The organism is Streptomyces flavochromogenes (assembly GCF_000717595.1).
Taxonomy (GTDB): domain Bacteria; phylum Actinomycetota; class Actinomycetes; order Streptomycetales; family Streptomycetaceae; genus Streptomyces; species Streptomyces flavochromogenes.
The window spans coordinates 141454-160629 of sequence record NZ_JNZO01000002.1; the positions used below are offsets into that span (position 1 = coordinate 141454).

The following is a 19176-nucleotide window of genomic DNA, read 5'->3' on the forward strand; positions in this document are numbered from 1 at the left end:
CAGCTGGAGGAACACGATGTCCCGCGTACAGCTCGCCCTGCGCGTACCCGACCTGGCGGCGTCCGTCGCCTTCTACAGCAAGCTCTTCGGCACCGAACCGGCCAAGCTCCGTGACGGCTACGCCAACTTCGCCATCGAGGAACCGCCGCTCAAGCTCGTCCTCGTCGAAGGCGCCGAGAACGAGGACACCCGTCTGGACCACCTCGGCGTCGAGGTGGGCACCACCGAGGCGGTGCACGCCGCCACCGCCCGCCTGGGCGAGGCCGGTCTGCCGACGACGGAGGAGAACGACACCACCTGCTGTTACGCCCTCCAGGACAAGGTGTGGGTCCACGGCCCCGGCCGTGAACCGTGGGAGGTGTACGTCGTCAAGGCAGACGCCGACACCCTGACCAAGCAACAGGGCAGCACCTGCTGTGCCGGCACAGCGACCACCGCTGACAACGAGGCGAGTGAACCGGTCGCCGCCGGCGGATGCTGCTGATCTCTCGATGACCGACCTTCACACCCGCGGAGCCGCGACCGGAGCAGGGGACCGGTCGCGGCCCCGTGCCGTTCTGCCCGCGCTCTGCGCCACCCAGATCACCAGCTGGGGCATCGTCTACTACGCCTTCCCGGTCCTGAACCCACAGATCACCGCCGACAGCGGATGGTCCACCGGCGCCACGATGGCGGCGTTCTCGCTTGCCCTGGTCGTCTCCGGGATCGCCGGGATACGCGTGGGCCGCATCATCGACCACCGCGGCCCACGCACGGTCATGACGGCGGGCTCCGTGGCCGGGGTCCTGAGTCTGGTGATCGTGGCCCTGGCACCGAACCTTCCGGTGTTCTTCGCCGGGTGGCTGCTGGGCGGGTTGGCCATGGCGGCCACCTTCTACCAGCCCGCGTTCGCCGCACTCACCCGCTGGTGGGCCCCCGACCACGTCCGCGCCCTCACGATCGTCACTCTTGCCGGCGGCCTCGCCTCCACGGTCTTCGCCCCGCTCACCGCGGCCCTGGCCGACCAACTGTCGTGGCGCGAGACCTATCTGGTGCTGGCGGCGATCCTCGCCGCCGTCACGATCCCGGCCCACGCGATCGCCCTCAGAGCCCCCTGGCCCCCGGCGGCACCCTCCCCGGCCGGTACGGACGCGAGCCCCGGCTCGGTCGCCCGCAGCCGACCGTTCCTCCTGCTCGCGGTCGCGTTCACTCTCTCGGCCTTCGCGATGTACGCCGTGGTCGTCACTCTCGTCCCGCTCCTACTCGAACGCGGCTACACCACATCCCAAGCGGCCTGGGCTCTCGGCCTCGGCGGCGCGGGCCAGACCCTCGGCCGCACGCTCTACGCCCCGCTCGCCCGCCACACCGGCACGACAGTCCGCACCACGACCCTCATCGCACTGGGCGCCCTGACCACCGCGGCCCTCGCCGTCACACCGGGCCCGTACGGCCTGGTGATCGCGGTGTCGATCGCAGCAGGCATGGTCCGCGGCAACCTCACTCTCCTCCAGGCGACCGCGATCACCGACCGCTGGGGTACACGGCACTACGGCCGACTCTCCGGAATCCTCGCCGCTCCAGCCATGACTGCCTCAGCCCTCGCCCCCTTCGCCGCCGCCCTGCTCGCCGGACCGCTGGGCGGCTATCCAGAGCTCTTCGGAGCGCTCGCTGGTATCGGGGTGGTGGCAGCGCTCGTCGCCACGGCGACATCCGTCCGTATCGCGAGGTAGACCCCGAACCAGGCGTGTGAGCGTCTGGGGACCAGACTTGGGGACCAGTGTGCACTGCAGGGGTCTCAGCCAGAGAGCTTGGGTGGCGTCTGGAGAAGCATGCCCGCGGTTAGCAACACGCCTCGACGGCGGGCCCGCCAGGGGGAGGCTCTTCACGTGAGCCCGCAGGGGCCATGCGCGACCGACGCCGACCGGCGCGCACCCCGACCACCGTCGCCGCCCTCACGGCGGCCGCCGCCGTGATCAGCTACCTGGCTCTCAACGCGCAGGCCCCACGGCGAGTTGAGTAGCGCTACTCAGGCGCCGGGGGGCTGCGCCTCGCACGATGGAACCGTCGTCGACACGGCGGCACCGGTCCCGTCCAGGAGGAATCGATCATGCGAGACAGCCGCCCACGCACTCTCGTCCGGCTCGCGTTCGCCAACCCCGCCTCGCTGGTCTACCTCGGCCTGGTGGTCGCAGCGGCGCTCCCCATGCTGTTCGCCTCAGCGACCGCAGACAGCAGCTTCGCGGCCGTCTGGATCCTCCTGATCACTGCGCCGACCAGCATGGTCCTGCTCCTCCCCGACTTCGCGGACGGCGACTCGGGCCTGGCGACCGGGTACTTCCTCGCTGTGCTGGCCTTCTCCGCGCTGCTCCACTCCTTCCTCCTCGGCCTCGCATACCGGGGACTCCGGGGAATCCCGGCGCAGCAGGCCCGCATCACCACGTGAAACCCCCCGACTCCACAAAGCGCCATGAGCCAGAGCCGAGCCCGGACAGCAGGGTACGTACCGCGCAGAGGCGGTCGACATCGTTGGCTCAGCGTGGCTCGGGGTACCCGTCCAGACCAAAGGGGGCCGACGATGTGCGCGACGGCGCACGACCGACACCCACCCGCACAGCCTGCGCCCGGATTACCCTTGACCCTTACTTTCGGGGGCCATCCGGGCATCAACTCGCCCTGACCGGTGTCGTCAGGGCGTGTTTCAGTGGCCGGCCGGCCGGACGAGGCCGGTGTCGAAGGCGAAGACGGCTGCCTGGGTGCGGTCGCGCAGCCCCAGCTTGACCAGGATGCGGCTCACATGGGTCTTGACGGTCTGTTCGGCCACGACGAGACAGGTCGCTATCTCCGCGTTCGACAGGCCCTGGGCGACGAGGGTCAGGACCTCGGTCTCCCGCTCCGTCAGCGCCCCGACGCGGTCCTTCAGAGGGCTGCGAGGGGTGGCACTGAGCCGCGAGAACTCCGCGATCAGACGTTTGGTGAGGTCGGGGGCGAGCAGGGCGTCGCCCCGCGCCACCACCCTGACCGCCTCGGCGAGTTCGTCGGCGGAGGCGTCCTTCAGCAGGAATCCCGAGGCGCCGGCCCGCAGTGCCTCGTAGACGTACTCGTCCAGGTCGAAGGTGGTCAGGACGAGGACCTTCACGGTGGAGCCGGCGGCCGTGGTGAGGACGCGGGTGGCCTCGATGCCGCCGGTGCCGGGCATGCGGATGTCCATGAGGACGACATCGGGCGAGAGATCCGCGACCTTGGCCACCGCGTCGGCGCCGTCCACCGCCTGACCCACGACCTCGATGCCGGGCTCGGCGTTGAGCAGCACCGTGAACCCCTGTCTGACCATCATCTGGTCGTCCGCGATGAGGACGCGGATGGTGCCGCCGGTCATGTGCCGTCCTTGGGGGTGTCGAGGGGCAGGGTGGCGGCCACCTCGTAGCCGCCGTCGGCGGTCGGCCCGGTGACCAGCTCGCCGCCCAGCATGGCGGTGCGTTCCCGCATGCCGAGCAGGCCGTGGCCGAGTCCCGGCGACAGGGGGAGGGCGGCGGGGTCCACGGGGCGGGTGGCCGGGGCGTTGGTGATCCGGAGGGTGAGTCCCGTGGTCAGGTAGCCGGTCTCCACCCGCACGGGGGCTCCCGGTGCGTGCCGCATCGCGTTGCTGAGCGCCTCCTGGACGATGCGGTACGCGGACAGCTCGACGCCCGGCGCGAGCCGGCGGCGTTCTCCACGGGTGGCGTTGTCGACGGACAGGCCGGTGGCGCGGACGTTGTCGAGCAGCTCGTCGAGCCGGTCCAGGGTGGGTTGCGGGGTGTGCCGTACGGAGTCGGCCGCCGGGTCCTCCGCGCGCAGGACGCCGAGGACGCGGCGCAGTTCGGTCAGCGCCTCGACGGCGTTCTGGCGTATGCCCGCCAGATTCTCCCGCAGTTCCTCGGACGGGTTCTCGACGAGGTGCGGCGCCACCTGAGCCTGGATGGAGATCACGGACATGTGGTGGGCGACGACGTCGTGGAGTTCGCGGGCGATCCGTCCGCGCTCCTCCAGGACGGTGCGCATGGCCCGCTCCTCGGCGGTGAGGACCTCCTGCTCGACCAGTTTGTTCCGGGCCACCCGGCTCAGCCGCAGGGAGGCGCCGACGACCGCCGCGATCGCGAAGGCGAGCGTGCCGCCGGCCAGGTCCTCGTTGTGCGCGATGTCCGAGGGCACGGCCGTGCTGCCCAGCCCGGAGAGCACCGTGAGCAGGAACGTGACGGCGGTGACGAGAGGGGGGACGCGCAGCGCGAGGAGCAGCACCACGAAGGTGTGCACGACGATGCCCCACATGCTCCACGGCCAGAGCAGGTCGGGTCCGACGGTCGTGTCGGCGATCTCGGCGGTCAGGATCAGGCTGAGCGTGGACAGCCACCAGGCCGGCACCGGTCGGCTCAGGGCGAGGACGAGGGAGGCGGCCTGGAGGATCACGAGGAGTTCGACCGGGGCGGAGAGGCCGTTCATCGCCTCGCTGTACTCGGCCATCTTGGCGACGCCCGCGAAGACGGCGAGCAGCACGAGGTGTCCGTGCGGCAGCCGGCCGAACCAGGTCAGACGCGGCAGCGGGTCGCGGGCCGTCGTCCACAGGTCGCGGCGCAGCGTGCTCGGCGCCCTGCGCAGGGCGGCGCCCAGCGCCCGCCCGTAACCGTCCCCCACCCGATCCCCCTTGTCGGTCACGTCCACCCTATGCACGCTGTACCTGCTTTCTCGCGGCGGGTCGCCGCACTCGGGACGGACGGCGGCCGCCCGCTTCGTACGTACGGAAGACGGCGACGCACACGAGCAGCGCGATCCCGAACACGGGCAGCCAGGCGAACCGTGCGAGGACCCAGCCGTATCCGTCGGGGGCGGTGTGCAGACCGGTCGCCGGGCCGTGCCCGGTCAGCCCGCCGGCCCAGAGGCCCAGCATCGTGACGGCCATCATCGCGGTCTGGTGCCACAGGAAGACCGTCATGGCGGTGAGGTTGACGAGGGCCACGGCCGCCCAGGCGGCGGGCCGCCTCAGGACCCGGCGCAGTGGGCCGACGAGCAGGAACGCCGCGCCGCACTGGGCGATGCCGAAGGTGACGGCGGCGAGCGTGGGCGGGTTGAGGTTGGAGACGGCCGCGTCGGGCACGCCGACCATGGACGCCGGATAGCCGGCGAGGACGACGAGGAGGACGGTGGCCGGAGCGCCCGTGATCAGCAGGGCCCGCCCGGCGGACCGCTCCCTGATGCCGCGCCGGGCCCACAGGGCCCCGAGGCAGTACGGAACGAGCCAGCCGGCCGCCACGTTCGTCCAGCCGAGCCACTCGGGTCCGCCGAAGCCGAAGCGGATCACATCGATGTGCACGACGACGGCGAACGGCCACAGCGGGTGCACCCTGGCGACCAGCGGGGTCGCCGCCGTGAGGGCGGCGAAGACCAGCAGGAACCAGAGCGGGGAGAGGACCAGCTTGCCGAGCGTGTGGACGGTCTGCCAGGGCACCCCGCCCAGGGTCATCACGAGTGCCGCGGCGGCCCACACGGAGAGGACGACGGCCACGGGCCGGAACAGCCGGCCGAGCCGCGCGGTGAGCCAGTCGCGGTAGGACGTGCCCTGGACGAGGGCGGCGGTGTGGCTTCCGGCGGCGACCCGTCCGCCGACCAGGAAGAAGACGGCCAGTGTCTGGAACACCCAGGAGACCGGGGTGAACTCGGGCAGCCGGCTCAGCGGGCTGACGGCCCGCAAGGTGCCGCTGTCGGTGGTCAGGGCCGTCACCAGCCAGTGTCCGAGGACCACGCCGAGGATGGCGAGGGCGCGCAGGGCGTCGAGGGCGCGGTCGCGGCCCGGCGGGGTGGCGGCGTCGATCCGGAGGGCGAGGTCACGCATCGGCCGGGTCCCGCCCCGCGACGATTCGGGCCATGTTCCGCAGGGGTACGGAGCCGGGGCGGAGATAGTCGCTGTGGCCGCCGGTTCCGGCGTCGAAGACCCGGGCGCCGAATTCAGGGGAGACGGGGTCGGTGCCGAAGCCGAGTTCCCCGAGGACCAGGGAGAGGCGGACGTGGGGGACATGGGCGATCCAGTCGTCCGTGCCGCGCCCGGCCCAGACGGTGGCCGCGGTGTCGAGGTCGGCGGCGCGCCCGGCGCCGGTGCCGGGGCTGCCGTAGAGCACGAGTCCGGCGACGGGGAGCCGGTCCGCGGCCTCGGCGCAGACGACGGAGCCGTACGAGTGGCACAGCAGCGTGAGGCGGGCCCGCGGTGCGGCGGTGGCCAGTTCACGGACGAAGGAGGCGAGGAGCGGGGCGGCCTCCTCGGCGCGACCGGGGGTCGTCGCGGCGGCGCTGAGGGTGGCGGGGGTCCGGTAGCCGAGCCACGCCAGGACGGCTGTCCCGCGGCCCAGTTCGCGCTGCAGTGCGGCGGCGCCGGACCGGAAGCGGTGGCTGTCGAGCCGGGTGTCCGAGCCGGGCACGAGGACGGCTATCCGGACGGCGCCGACGAGGTCGCCGAACACCTCGACGCTGCGGCCGCCGTCTCGGCCGTCGAACGAGAGGAGTCGATGGTCCTCCCCGGCCATGGCCCGCAGGGTGGCGGCGCGTCCGTGGTCGCCGTGGGCGTCGGCCATGGCTTCGGCGGCCCGGACGGCGGAGCGGTTGGCGGCGTACCGCGCGGTGAGTTCGCCGGGCACGGCGAGCGAGAGCGGTGCGAGCGGGGCGGGGACGGGCGCGGGCACGGCGGCCGGGCCTGCCGCACCCACGGTGGGCACCGCCACGGAGGCGGCGACGAGGGCGGCGAGCAGGGTGCGGCGCAGGCGGCGGCTGCGCGGGCGGGACGCCATGGCGTGGTCCTTCCGTACCGGGTGTCTCTCGATTCCGGTGCCGAAACTATGGATCACGCGGGGTCGTCGACGTCCCGCCAGGGGGGACACTTGCCGCGTAGCTCTGGAGTACTACGGGTATGGGGCGCCGGGGGCCCGGCCCGGCTCTTGGCGACGACTCCGGATCTCCACGAGATCCGGAGTCGTCGTCACCCGGCATTGCGTCACATGAGTTTCCTGACGGGCACGTTCGGTTGCGATTCGCTCATGTCGGGGCCACCGCGGTCGCTACGGGTGGTGGATCGTGGACGCGTCACCTGCGCCGGGCGAACAGGCGATAGACGGCGAGGAGGATGAGCGCCCCCACGATGGCGGCGATCCAGGTGGACAGCTCGAAGAATCCGTCGATGGAATCGACGTCGAAGACGACCTTGCCCAGCCATCCGCCGAGCAGTCCGCCGGCGATGCCGATGAGTGTGGTGACAATGATGCCGCCCGGGTCCTTTCCAGGCATCAACATCTTGGCGATGATGCCCGCGAGAAGCCCGAGGAGGATCCAAGCGAATATTCCCATGATTCCTTCTGTCTCCCCATGCGAATCGTTTGTCAGGGCTGTTCGTCAGTGCCGTTCGTCGCTGTGACGCGGTGACGGGACGGAGAGTGCGAACCGGACTACATCTTGTGCCGAACAGCAGTCGGCAGCACGGCATGGAAGGCCCGTCGGAATGTCATCCGCACGCCCCATGCCATCAGGTGGAGCTCCCATTTCGTCAATCGCACCAGGCTTCGGCGGACGAGGGCCCGCGGTGTCCACCGGGCGAGGACCCGGTGTCTGCCCCGTCTGCGGCTGCGGCGGCCCGCGCCGAATTTCACGGATATCTCCTCCCGGCCGCAGAGTTCTGGGAAGTCGTGTCGTCCAGGAATGGATTCCTTCGTGACTTTCGACGTCTGCATGTTTCTTCTGCGCCGTCGCTTCGACTTTAAACATCGATAGCGATATCGACGGAAAGGGTCTTGTCCGGGCCGGGAGGCGCCGGACGTCACCCCCGTCGTGCCACGGCGTCCGGGGCGAGCGGCGGCACGCGCTCCGACGCGGGCGGTGGTGCGGGCGGGGTGCCGTCGCCGAACGGGCGGCCACCGAGCTGCTCCCGCCCGTGCGGCGAGAGCCAGCCGCCCGGGTCCGGGCCCCGGGGGATGATCCCGGTCGGATTGATGTCGTGATGGACCACGTAGTAGTGGGCCTTGATCTGCGCGAAGTCGATCGTGTCACCGAAGCCGGGCGTCTGGAACAGGTCCCGTGCGTAGCCCCACAGGGCGGGGAGCTCGGTCAGCTTCTGCCGGTTGCACTTGAAGTGGCCGTGATAGACGGCGTCGAAGCGCACGAGGGTCGGGAAGAGACGGATGTCGGCCTCGGTGACGGTGTCGCCGACCAGATAGCGCCGGCCGCCGAGACGTTCCTCCAGCCAGTCCAGCCGTTCCCACAGGCGTCGGTACGCCTCGTCGTACGCCTCCTGGCTGCCGGCGAAACCGCATCGGTAGACGCCGTCGTTGATGTCCCGGTACACCTTGTCGGCCACGTCGTCGATTTCGTCGCGCCACCTTTCCGGATAGAGGTCCGGTGCGCCGTCCCGCTGATGGGCCGCCCACTCGCTGCCCAGGTCGAGCGTGATCCGCTCGAAGTCGTTGGTCACCACCCGGCCGGTGGGGATGTCGACGATCGCGGGCACGGTGATGCCGCTCGGATAGCCGGGTTCGCGCCGGTGGAACGCCTCCTCCAGCCTTTCGATGCCGAGGACGGGGTCCCGCCCGCCCGGGTCGAGATGGAAGGACCAACTGCGCTCGTCGTGGAGGGGCCCGGCGATCCCCATCGAGAGCACGTCCTCCAGGCCCATCAGGCGTCGGACGATGGCGCTCCGGTTCGCCCACGGGCACGCCCGGGCGATGACCAGGCGGTAGCGCCCGGGTTCCACGGGATAGCCGTCCCGCCCGTCGGCCGTGATCCGGGTCGTGATGTACGTGCGGTCACGCTCGTAGGAGCCGCTGCCGGTCATCGTTCCGACCCTTCGTCGTGCCTCGGTCCGGGAGCCGTCGTCAGGCCGACGGCTTCGTCGCGCACGGGCTCCCTGCGCCCCGCATGCCGGTTCATCTCGGCTCATGAGGGTCCCGCACCAGGGCGTCCGGCTCCCTCGCCAGGGGGAGCGGGTGAGCCCGGCGGCCGCCTACCGCCCCTCATGAGGAGATCTGCCATCGGCCGTGTACAGGCGGGTACCCGCGCCGGCCCGTACTACGCCCGCCGCATCACGTCTGACGGCGCCACCACCCGAGGGTGGTGGCGCCGTCAGACGTGAACGCCTGGGAACGGTGTCACGCGGTGCAGCGGTTGAGCACTGTCACGCGGGCAACGGTCGGCAGGGCGGCGTCACTTGCCGATCCACGCGTTGTGGACGGTCAGCGTCGACGTGTTGCCCTGCTTGTCCTTGACCACGGCGGAGAGTGAGATCCCGCTGTCCTTCGCCGGACTCTTCACGAAGATCGCGCCGTTCCGGACCGGCACGCGCTGCCAGGTCTTCCCGTTGTCGTAACTCACGGAGATGTCAAGAGACTTGAGATTCCTGCCGGCCGCGGAGCCCTGCACGGTCACCGGGACGACGACCGGAGCGTGCTCCGGAGCGCGCGAGGTGAGGTCGACGGGGGCGGAGAAACGGACCGTGGACACCGGCAGCGCGGTGGTGGCCGTGACCTGCTTCGAGCGGAACGTGAAGCCGGTGTCGACCCGCGTGGAGGCGGCGGCGAGCTGCGCCGAACGCTCCACGGAGGTCACCAGCCGGTACTCGGCGTCGGAGCCGTCGACCGTGAAGGGCTCCGAACCGGTCAGCGGGTCCTCGTTCTCGGCGACCTTGACGCCGTCGCGGTACAGCGTCGACGTGGCCGAGGTGGACGGGGAGTACCCCGAGTGTCCCTTGCCGTCGGCGAACAGCGGCAGCGAGCCGACGAGCCGCTGCTCTCCCGTCGCCGGGTCGGGAGCGGTGCGGAACACGCCCGCGTTCCCGCCGAGGAGCGGGCCGAAGACGCCCGTGCCGAAGGTCTCCCGGTACGTCCGACCGGCTTCGTAACGCTTCGGCCGGGCCATCTCCCAGCTGCCCTCGAAGGTCGGGTAGCCCCACGTGTCGGGCTCTCCCACCTGGTCGAACCTGGTGAGCCACTCGACGTCGTCGGCGGTGGAGACGTAGAAGGTGCGTGTGCCCGGCGCCGGCTGCAGGTCGAAGAAGCCGTTGCCCTCGGGTGCGCCCGGGATGCGGGCGAAGGGGGAGACGACGGCGGACTTCCCGGGGGCGGAGGCGCCGAGGCCGACCTTGAGCGTGGCCAGCTCGTTCGCCTTCACGTGCTTGGTGTAGCCGGTCGAGACCTTGCTGGTCGGGCCGCCGAAGGCCACCGAGTACTGGCTGGTGGCGTCCTTGAGGAAGTGCGCGTCCCAGGTCTGCAACAGTGAGCCGTCGGTGACGGCCGGACCCAGGTGGGCGGTGCGGAAGCCGGTGAAGCTCCGGAGGACCCAGCCGTTGCCGACGCGGCCGATGTCGGTGCCGCCGAGCTCGTAGTACGTGCCTCCGGAGTCCACCGAGTCGATGCCTGGCACGGTGAGGTCCACCGGCCTGGTGGTGCGTGCGTCGGCGGTGACGGTGGTGTCGCCGGAGATCTCCAGCTTCGGCTGGGCGATCCAGTCGGTGCCCTTGGTGTAGTCCGACGGGTCCTGGTAGACGGCCGTGTTGAAGGTGTACGTGCCCTTGGGGACCCGGACGGTGTGGCTGCCCGGCTCGTTGCCGATACGGATCATGAAGCCGGCGGCGGGGCCGCCGACGCCGATCAGCGAGCTGTCGAAGTTCTGGGCGTCGGCCCCGTCGCGGCCGACGGCCCGGACCGTGACGTCGTACGACTCCGCCTCGCGGACGGCCACCGCGGCCGTGCGGACGGACTGGCCCGCGGCGGTGGCGGTGACGTAGCCGGAGTAGCTGCCGTCGGCGTCGCCGATCCGGGTGTCGGCGGTCAGGTCGACCTCGGCCCGGCCGCCGGCGGGCACGGTCACCTTGTCGGCGCCGAGCGTGAGGAATCCGGCCGGGGCCGGCTCGCCCTTCGGGTCGAGCGTGGCGACCGACAGGTCGAGGGTGACGTCGGTGGCCCCGAGGTTGCGGTAGGCGACCTTACGGGTGAGGGGCCGGTCGTCGGCGTGCGGCCACCGCGCCGTGCCGAAGTTCAGCGACACCGGTTCGGCGACGACGCTCTGGGCCAGTGCCCTGTCGACCTGGACGCGGCCGGAGCCCTGCTGGAAGGCGGTGTAGGCGCCACCCTTGGTGGATGCGGTCAGCGCGCCCTTGAGCTCGGTGGACTTCCAGTCCGGATGACGCTGCTTCAGGATCGCCGCCGCGCCCGCGACGTGCGGGGTGGCCATGGAGGTGCCGTCCAGCTGCAGATATCCCGGAGCGGGGTGCGGGGTGCCGGGGCGCAGGTCGATCGCGCTGCCCGCCGCGGCGGCCGCGGCGATGGCCACGCCGGGCGCGGTCACGTCCGGCTTGACGCCGCCGTCACCGACGCGCGGGCCGGTGCTGGAGAAGGCCGCGAGGCGGTCGTCCTTGTCGACGGCGCCGACGGTCAGCGCGGCGTCCGCGCTTCCCGGCGAGCCCACCGTCGAGGCGCCGTCCTCGCCCTCGTTGCCCGCGGCTATGGCGAACAGGATCCCCTTCTCGGCGGACAGCCGGTCGACCGCCGCCTCCAGCGGGTCGACGCCGGGGCTGTCGGGGCCGCCGAGGCTGAGGTTGACCACGTCGGCGCCCTCGGCGGCGGCCCACTCCATGCCGGCGAGGACGGCGGAGTCGTCACCGAAGCCGTTGTCGTCGAGGACCTTGCCGCTGATCACCTTGGCACCGGGGGCGACGCCCCTGAACCGGCCGCCGGACTTGGCGCCCGTGCCCACGGCGATCGAGGCGACGTGGGTGCCGTGTCCGACGCGGTCCACGGCGTCGGCGGAGGACGAGAAGTTCTTCTCGCCGACGACCTGGGCGCTGAGGTCGTCATGGGTCTTGTCGACGCCGGTGTCGAGGACGGCGATCTTGACGCCGGTGCCGTCGTACCCGGACGCCCACGCCTTGTCGGCGCCGATCTGCCGGACGCTGCGGTCCAGGCTCGCGGCCCGCACCCCGTCCAGCCACACCTTGCCGATGCCGGATGCGGTGGCCCGCAGGCCGCTGCTCCGGCGGTCGGTCAGCGCCTCCCACACTTTGGCGACGTCGTCCGGGGAGGTACGGACGGCGTCCGCGTCGAGGGTCGGGAACGTCCGCCGTACCTGGGTGTCGCCGGCCGCGCGCACCTCGGCCCGCGCGGCGCCGGCGCCCCCCTCGTACTGCACGATCAGCTTGAGCCCGTCCCGATGGCTCTCGCGCAGCCGCGTGTCGGTGAGCACGTCGAGGTCGAAGAGCCGCTGGTCCAGCTTGCCGGCGGCTATCAGGCGCTGGGCGTCGCTGGGCACGACCAGCGTGCGGTGCTCGGTGCGCTGCACCTGTACGGGTATGTGCTCACGGCCTCGGGCGGGCTCGAAGCCCACCATCCGGCCCTCGGCGTTCACCACCACGCGGTCGCCGGTGACGAGCGGGATCCGCTGGTCGCCGCCGGGGCGCGCGGTGTCGGGTGTGGCCGTGGCGGGGCCGGTCATGCCTGCCACCAGGGCCACGGATGTGGCCGCTGCGATGGTGAAGGCGCGTGCTCTCTTCACATGTGGGCGCAAGTCTCCCCCAGGAGCTCGGGATGAGGTCGATCGGTCGGTTCCGGCCGGGACGCAACGACGCCCGCCAACCGGTCAGCGCAGTATGTGAGCTGATCAACGGCGGTGCGGGCGTGGGGGATTGGGCGGCGTGGTTTCCGGCCAGCGGGAAGGCCCCGAGTGCGATGGGGCCACGACGGCTCCGTGACGGCACCGTGACGGCCGGACGATCCTTGTGCGACAGCGGGGCCCCCGCCCCCTCCGCTTCGCAGTCCCCGCCGACCTTCCGGACACCACCGCACGCGCGGTCGGAGCGCCTCCCTCCCCTTGGCCGTATCCGCACCCCGGGGGAAAGGACTTCCCCCAGGGCACGGGACCCGGCCGGCGCCGCGCGGTCGCCGGGTGGAGCGGTCGACGCGGTGCGGTGCGGTCAGCCGAAGTCGGGGATCGGGTGGTCCGGGGCGAGGGTCGCGGCGATGCGCTGGGCGATGGTGTGGGCGCTGTGGCCGGCCTGGGCGGTGGGGCCGTTCGTGGTCGAGACGGCGATGGCCAGGCGCTTCGCCGGGAGGTAGGCCTGGGAGGCGGAGTAGCCGAAGAACAGCGGGTGCTGCGCGATCCAGTCGCCCAGGATCAGCACGCCCATGCCGTAGTGGGTGGCTTCGGTGTTCGGGAGGCAGACCGTCGCGGGGCACGTCTTGGTCGGGTGGCCCAGGCCGACCGTTCCCGGGTTCAGGAGTTCCCGGTACGAGGCCGGGGACACCAGTTCTCCCGAGCCGATGCCGGCGGCCGAGCGGGCCAGGTCGCAGATGTCGGTGGTCTGCACCGCGCCGGGGGCCGTGGTCCACGAGGGGTTCCAGAAGGTGGACTCCTCGTACGTCCCCCGGTCGGCGGTGAAGGCGTGCAGGACGGGCTCGGGGATCTCGGGAGTGAAGCTGTTGCGGGTCTCGCGCAGTCCGAGGGGGCGCAGGACCTCGTGCCGGAGCAGGACGTCGAGGCGGGTGCCGGTGATCTTCTCCAGGGCGGTGCCGAGCAGGACGAAGTTCGCGTGCGAGTAACTCCAGTTGGTGCCCGGCTCGTACCACCGCGGACGGCTCGTCGAGATGGCGACCAGTTCCCTGGCCGTCCACTGGCGGAACGGGTTCGCGTAGACGCTCTCGCCGAACCCGGCGGCGGTGACGTAGTCGACGAGCCCGGTGGTGGAGGCCGCGAGCATCCGCAGAGTGATCCTGTCGCCGCCCTTGAGGTCGGGCAGCCAGCGGGACACCGGGTCGTCGAGACGGACCGCGCCCTGGTCGACCAGGCGCAGCAGCGCGGTGCCCATGTAGCTGATCGCGATGTTGCCGTTCCGGAAGTGCATGGCGGGGGCGGCCGGCACGCCCGTCATCGACTCGCCGAGCGCGGTGGTGACGATCTCGCGGTCGGCGGCCGTGACCCGCACGATCACGGACTTGAGGCCCATCTCCGCCTTGGCCCGCTCGGCGATCCGGAGGACGTCGCGCGCCGGGCCGCGGTCGGGAAGCCGCGAGGCGACGCAGGGACGGCGGTCGTGGCCGCCGCCGGCGGGGTCGCCCACGGCCGTGACGGGAGAGCCGAGCGCGAGGAGCGCGGTGACCGCGGTGACCGCGGTGACCGCGGCGAGGCGGGACCGGAAGGGGGAACGGGCTGATCTCATGGCGGGAGTATTGGCCGGGGCATACCCGCTCGGGGGCGGAGGAGCCGCCGACCCGCACCAATGTCACCCGTCAGGCCCGCGCGCGGGCGGTCTGCCCGGAGGATGGCCCTCGTGCGGGCGGTCTGCGCGGCGGATGGTCTGCCCGGAGGCTGGTCGGCCCGGCGGGCGGTCTGCCCGGAGGATGGCCATCGCCCGGACGGTCTGCCCGGTGGTTGACCTGCCCGGCGGACGGTCTGCCCGGCGGACGGGAGGGACTGTGGTCTCCGCCTGCGTCCCCCGCCTCAGGTCCGGGGGGTGTCGGTGCCCGCGGGTGCGTCCGCGCCCGTGGTCGCGTCCGCGCCGGCCGTCAGCCAGGAGCCGACACCCGGGAGCGCCTCCGGCCCGCTCTCGCCCTCCACCGTCGCGACGAGATCGGCGATCGTGGTGCCCGCGAGTGAGGCCCTCCACGCGGCTTCCGCGGCTCCCATCGCGCGGGCGATGGGGCAGGCCCTGGTGCACTTCTCCGGTGGGGTCGCCAGCGGTCCGCGCTGCCGGATCTCGGTGCAGACGAACGCCGGATCGGGCCCGTCGACGGCCTGCACGACGTCGAGCAGGGTGATCTCGGCGGCCTCTCTGGTCAGCACGTATCCGCCGGTCTTCCCCTGCACGGAGCGCACGAGACCGGCCCGCGACAGTGCCTGCATCTGCTTGGCCAGGTAGCTCGGCGACACGTCGTGCAGCTGCGCGAGGCGGGCCGCCGGCACCGGTCGGCTCGCGGCCGTGAGCACCACACAGCAGTGGAGCGCCCACTCCACACCACCGGACAGTTTCATGGCGCCTCCCCGTTTGACTCGGACACATACTATCCGAGTATCATCTCGGACATCGGGTATCCGAGTTTGCGCTCCAGGGGGCCCCGCCGGGCCCACGAGGGAAGGCACACCATGAAGATCACCGTCATCGGCGGCACCGGCCTCATCGGCACCCAGGTCGTCGCCCTGCTCCAGAAGGCCGGCCACGACGTGGTCGCGGCCTCCCTCTCCTCGGGGGTCGACCTGCTCACCGGCGCAGGCCTGGACGAGGCGCTCGCCGGCGCCCACACGGTCGTCAACGTCAGCAACTCCCCGACCTTCGACGACCAGTCGCTCGGCTTCTTCCGCACCACCGTGGGCAACCTGGTCGGCGCGGGTGAGCGCGCGGGCGTACGCCATCAGGTCGCGCTGTCGATCGTCGGCGTCGACCAGGTGCCCGACCTGGACTACTACCGGGCCAAGGTGCTCCAGGAGGACCTGCTGCGCGACGGCCCCACCCCGTACTCGATCGTCCGCGCCACCCAGTTCTTCGAGTTCATGGACGCCGTGATGTCCTGGACGGCGACCGACGGGGAAGTCCGCCTCCCCGCCACCCCGTTGCAGCCGATCGCGTCCGCGGACGTGGCCGCCGCCCTCGCCGACGTCGCCGTCGGGGAGCCGCTGAACGGCACGCTCGACGTCGCCGGACCCGACTTCCTCGCGCTGGACGAGATCGGCCGGATCACCCTGGCCGCCCGCGGTGACGACCGTTCCGTCGTCGTCGACGACCGGGCGGGCATGTTCGCGGCCGTCCGTGGCGACGTCCTCACTCCCGGGCCGGGCGCGCGCCTGGCCCCCACCCACTACCGCGACTGGCTGAGCACCTCCCTCGCCGCCTGATCGCCCCCGCCGTCCGCCGCCCGGTCGAAGGGCGGCCGGTCCCGTCGACCCGCCGGTGGGGTCGACGGGCCGACGGTCCGCCGGCGTGGCGGCTCGGCAGTCCGCCGGTGTGGTGCGGTCCCGGTTCGGTGGGCCGGCGGTTCCGCCCGCCCCGTCCTAGTTGAACGGGTCGAGCGTCACGTACGCCTGCTGCGGGTTGCCGTCGTGCACCAGCGACTCGTGCGCGCCGACGTCGTCGAAGGCGAAGCCGTACGCCTTGCCGTCGGCCATCTGGGCATGGATCTTGCGGGAGTAGTGGTTGGTCACCGCGTCCTTGTAGAAGTCCGCCGACGACGTGTCCGGCTGGTTCGGGTTCGTCAGCAGGGTGGAGCGGTTGAAACCTGCGCAGAGCGTACGGGAGATGGGGCCGCGCACCTGGTCGTTGGGGGCGTCGAGGTGCTTGTAGCAGCCGAAGACGCTGTCGGAGTCGGGCTTCTGGAACGAGGTGACGACGGCGCCGGACGTGTTGGTGAAGTTCATGACGTTTCCGGAGACCCGGCCGAAGTACTTCACGGAGGGCTGGTTCGCGAACGGCGTCACGGTCAGGGTCGACGAGGCGTACTTGGTCCAGACGCGGTTGATGTAGTCGTTCATCACCCCCGAGGGCAGTGCGCCGGCCTCGATGCCGTGACCCGGGGCCAGGGCGCGCAGCACGGTGCCGTCGGCGCGGGTCTGGATGAGGTTGGCCCAGCCGCCGGGCTGGCCGCGCAGGGCGTCGTAGAAGCCCCGGTAGCCACCGGGCTTGAGGCGGCCCGTGTTCGCGACGGTGCCGTCGGGGCGCTTCACGCCGACGGCGTAGGGCGCGGAGACCATGTCGACCTGGGTGCTGTTGATCCAGATGCCCGCGTCGTTGAGCGTGTACTCGGACCAGTTGAAGAGGATGTTCCTGTTGGGGTCGCTCGGGTTCTGGACCGCGGGCTGCACGAGGCCGCCCGTCGCCACCTTGAACACCAGCTTCTGTCCGTAGCTGAAGTAGATCCGGCCCGAGAACTTCGGCAGCCGGATCGTCATCGACCCGCCGTTGGCGGGACCGGCGATGGCGGCGTCCGGCGCGGGAACGGGGACGGAGCCGCCGGCCGGCCAGGGGTGGAAGGTGCCGTTCGCGTCGGCCCAGCCCTGCCTGCCCGTCGAGAGCTCGGTGCCGAGGTTGTAGACGTAGACCTGGTCGCCGCGGCCGGAGTTGTTCGTGAAGGTGAGCGGAATGGTGGCGGGGACGGCGGCCTCGACGGTGTCGGACGGGCCGGCGACGGTGACGACCGTGCCGATCGACGCGGCGGCGGCCAGGGTCACGAGTGCGGCGCGGCTGTGCCTGCGCCGGCGGTGTGCGGACACGTGGGGCTCCTCGGAGGTGGGGACTCCGTGTGGGGGGAATCCGTGGGTGGATGGGCGGGCTTTGAGGCCTGAGCGGCGTGAGAGCGCTCTCAACAATGGTGAGAATGAGCTGGACCTGTCAATGGTCGCGGGCGGAGCGGCAGCGGCTTCGAGGTGGCTTGAGGCGGCCTTAAGGCAGCTTTAAGGCGACTTCGCGTTGGCCGGCTTCGCGTTGGCCGGCTTCGGGGTGGCGGGCTTCGGGGTGGCGGGCTGTGTGATGGCCGGCTTCGGGGTGGCCGGGCTTCGAGGTGGCTTCGAGGCGCCCGATCGGCGCAGGACCGGCGCGCCTCGGCCGCATGCGCGCTGGTCCGTGGAGGATCGACGGGGGGTGGCCGCGGTGTCGGTGTCCGGGATGCCGGCGACGCCTCCAGGCCGCCCTGGAATCGCCCCACCGCCTGAAGAGATCCGGTCATGACATTGTTCGAGGACCCCCTGTTCCCGCGCCTTGCCGACCGGGCGCCGGAGCGCGTCGAGTCCGACGCCCGTCTCGTCGCTCCGGTGACGGCGTGACCACCGCCCCGCGCGGGGGCGCGCCGGGTGAAGGCCGTTACGGCGAGGCCGTGTTCCCTCCCGAACGGGCGGGCGAGGGTGAGCGCATCGACTTCGGCGCACTCGCCTACGACGACATCACCATGGCGCGATTCCGTGCGCTCGGGGTCGGTCCGGGGTGGCGGTGTCTCGACGTGGGCGCCGGCACGGGCACCGTCTCCCGTCGGCTGCTCGACGAGGCCGGGGTGACGGGCGTGCTCGCCGTGGACCGCGACGTGCGTTTTCTCGTCGAGCGTCCCGTGACCGGCCTCGACGTCATCGAGGCCGATGTCACCGACCCGGACTTCGACCCCGGACGGTTCCGTCTCGTCCACGCGCGCTTCGTGCTCATGCATCTCCCCGAGCGCGACCGTGTGATCAGACGCCTGGCCGAACTCGTGGAACCTGGCGGGTTGTTGGTGCTGAGCGACGCGGTGGACCTGACGAGCGACCGGGCGCCCGGCACTCCGTACGCCACGGTGATGCGGGCGATATGGCAGGCGCTGGGGGAGACCATCGGCACCGACGTCTCCCAGGTGCCCGCGTACCCGCAGCTGCTGCGCGGTGCGGGCCTCGTGCCCGTAGCAGCCGAGATCCATGTGCCGCCGCTGCTGGCGGGGAGTCCGATCAGCCGGTTCTGGGCGGACACGTGGGAGCGGAGCAGGGCGCCGATGCTGGCGACCGGTCTGGTCGACGACGCGGCCGTCGACGCGGCGATCCGGTACCTGGGATCCGACGAATGCGCCGCGCTGTCGGCAGGCATGCTCACGGCCTGGGGCCGGAAGCCGGGGGAGAGCCCGTAGTCGTCGAACCGCCGCGGTCGCGGGTGCCCGCCGGGGGTCTGCGACGGTGAACACCCTTGCGGAAAGCGGTACCTGGGTCGAGCAGGTCTCGCTCGCCGCCGCCGTGCGGTCGAGTCCCTGGTGCGGTCATCGGGCCGTTCGGTGTCGGGTGCGGGACTCGGGCCCGCTCTCGCCCCGGTCGTCAGGACGTTCGCCCCTCCCACTCGCACCGGGGCGAGTCGTCCTGCCCGCACCGGGGCGAGTCGCGGCCGCCGCGCGGCCGGCCCGCATGCTTACCCGCCGGGGGTGATCGCGTCCAGGCCCTTGGCCAGGTCTTCGGGGTTCATGACCGGCGAGTAGTGGACCTTGGCGTTGAGCTTGAGGAAGAAGGGCTCCGAGATCTTCGGCATCATCGACGGATCGGCCATGTCGAAGAACAGGTACCCCGTCCGGCAGCCGTTCTCGACCGTGAAGTAGGCCGCTTCGGGACGGAGCTCCTGGAGGGTCTCCTCCACGATCTTCCGCAGCATGCCTGCTCGGATGGCCTCGTTCGAGGCCGGGGTGTCCATCTGAACCTTCAGGAGCATGCGCATGATGT

At 71.7% G+C, this 19176-nt stretch carries 16 protein-coding genes; 5 read left to right on the forward strand and 11 right to left on the reverse strand.

Translation table 11 applies throughout. The features are described 5' to 3' along the window. Positions 1-16: 16 nt before the first annotated feature. The 3 genes from IF00_RS0102770 (at position 17) to IF00_RS0102780 (ending at position 2422) form a co-directional block, all read left to right on the forward strand. A complete protein-coding gene (locus IF00_RS0102770) occupies positions 17-484 on the forward strand; it encodes an ArsI/CadI family heavy metal resistance metalloenzyme (protein WP_030313797.1) in 468 nt (155 codons plus the stop codon). 7 nt (positions 485-491) lie between these two features. Beyond that, entirely contained in the window at positions 492-1709 is a 1218-nt protein-coding gene (locus IF00_RS0102775) for an MFS transporter (protein ID WP_030313799.1), read from the forward strand. A gap of 377 nt (positions 1710-2086) precedes the next feature. Beyond that, complete coding sequence (locus tag IF00_RS0102780) at positions 2087-2422, forward strand: SCO4225 family membrane protein (protein WP_030313800.1); 336 nt, start codon at positions 2087-2089, stop codon at positions 2420-2422. A gap of 255 nt (positions 2423-2677) precedes the next feature. Here IF00_RS0102780 and IF00_RS0102785 read toward each other — a convergent pair whose 3' ends face one another. The 9 genes from IF00_RS0102785 to IF00_RS0102825 all read right to left on the reverse strand — a co-directional run bounded on the left by IF00_RS0102785 (position 2678) and on the right by IF00_RS0102825 (position 15000). Then, complete coding sequence (locus tag IF00_RS0102785; RefSeq protein ID WP_030313802.1) at positions 2678-3355, reverse strand: response regulator; 678 nt, start codon at positions 3353-3355, stop codon at positions 2678-2680. Further along, a complete protein-coding gene (locus tag IF00_RS0102790) occupies positions 3352-4674 on the reverse strand; it encodes a sensor histidine kinase (RefSeq protein WP_342451024.1) in 1323 nt (440 codons plus the stop codon). The genes IF00_RS0102785 and IF00_RS0102790 overlap by 4 nt, the downstream gene beginning before the upstream one ends. 1 nt (position 4675) lies before the next feature. Beyond that, entirely contained in the window at positions 4676-5842 is a 1167-nt protein-coding gene (locus tag IF00_RS0102795) for an acyltransferase family protein (RefSeq protein ID WP_030313806.1), read from the reverse strand. Further along, positions 5835-6788, reverse strand: a complete 954-nt coding sequence (locus IF00_RS0102800) for an alpha/beta hydrolase (protein WP_030313807.1) — start codon at positions 6786-6788, stop codon at positions 5835-5837. The genes IF00_RS0102795 and IF00_RS0102800 overlap by 8 nt, the downstream gene beginning before the upstream one ends. Positions 6789-7080: 292 nt before the next feature. Next, complete coding sequence (locus IF00_RS0102805; RefSeq protein WP_030313809.1) at positions 7081-7341, reverse strand: GlsB/YeaQ/YmgE family stress response membrane protein; 261 nt, start codon at positions 7339-7341, stop codon at positions 7081-7083. A 466-nt stretch (positions 7342-7807) separates the two neighbouring features. Beyond that, positions 7808-8818: a glutathione S-transferase family protein gene (locus tag IF00_RS0102810; RefSeq protein WP_030313811.1), complete on the reverse strand. Its 1011-nt coding sequence runs from the start codon at positions 8816-8818 to the stop codon at positions 7808-7810. A 368-nt stretch (positions 8819-9186) separates the two neighbouring features. Continuing rightward, the gene (locus IF00_RS0102815) at positions 9187-12468 is read right to left on the reverse strand and encodes a S8 family peptidase (RefSeq protein WP_078944509.1); all 3282 of its coding nucleotides are present in this window, start codon (positions 12466-12468) and stop codon (positions 9187-9189) included. 478 nt (positions 12469-12946) lie between these two features. Beyond that, positions 12947-14188: a serine hydrolase domain-containing protein gene (locus IF00_RS0102820; RefSeq protein ID WP_051819717.1), complete on the reverse strand. Its 1242-nt coding sequence runs from the start codon at positions 14186-14188 to the stop codon at positions 12947-12949. Positions 14189-14469: 281 nt separating this feature from the next. Further along, positions 14470-15000: an RrF2 family transcriptional regulator gene (locus IF00_RS0102825; RefSeq protein ID WP_051819719.1), complete on the reverse strand. Its 531-nt coding sequence runs from the start codon at positions 14998-15000 to the stop codon at positions 14470-14472. 111 nt (positions 15001-15111) lie between these two features. Between IF00_RS0102825 and IF00_RS0102830 the strand changes: the two genes are divergently transcribed. After that, a complete protein-coding gene (locus tag IF00_RS0102830) occupies positions 15112-15858 on the forward strand; it encodes an SDR family oxidoreductase (RefSeq protein ID WP_030313824.1) in 747 nt (248 codons plus the stop codon). 156 nt (positions 15859-16014) lie between these two features. On the opposite strand, the gene IF00_RS0102835 is transcribed toward IF00_RS0102830, so the two are convergent. Beyond that, entirely contained in the window at positions 16015-17229 is a 1215-nt protein-coding gene (locus tag IF00_RS0102835) for a glycoside hydrolase family 64 protein (RefSeq protein WP_051819721.1), read from the reverse strand. A gap of 545 nt (positions 17230-17774) precedes the next feature. Here IF00_RS0102835 and IF00_RS0102845 point away from each other — a divergent pair. Continuing rightward, the gene (locus IF00_RS0102845) at positions 17775-18599 is read left to right on the forward strand and encodes a class I SAM-dependent methyltransferase (protein ID WP_030313831.1); all 825 of its coding nucleotides are present in this window, start codon (positions 17775-17777) and stop codon (positions 18597-18599) included. Positions 18600-18871: 272 nt separating this feature from the next. Here IF00_RS0102845 and IF00_RS0102850 read toward each other — a convergent pair whose 3' ends face one another. Further along, a complete protein-coding gene (locus tag IF00_RS0102850) occupies positions 18872-19165 on the reverse strand; it encodes a hypothetical protein (protein WP_425338253.1) in 294 nt (97 codons plus the stop codon). Positions 19166-19176: the final 11 nt, after the last annotated feature.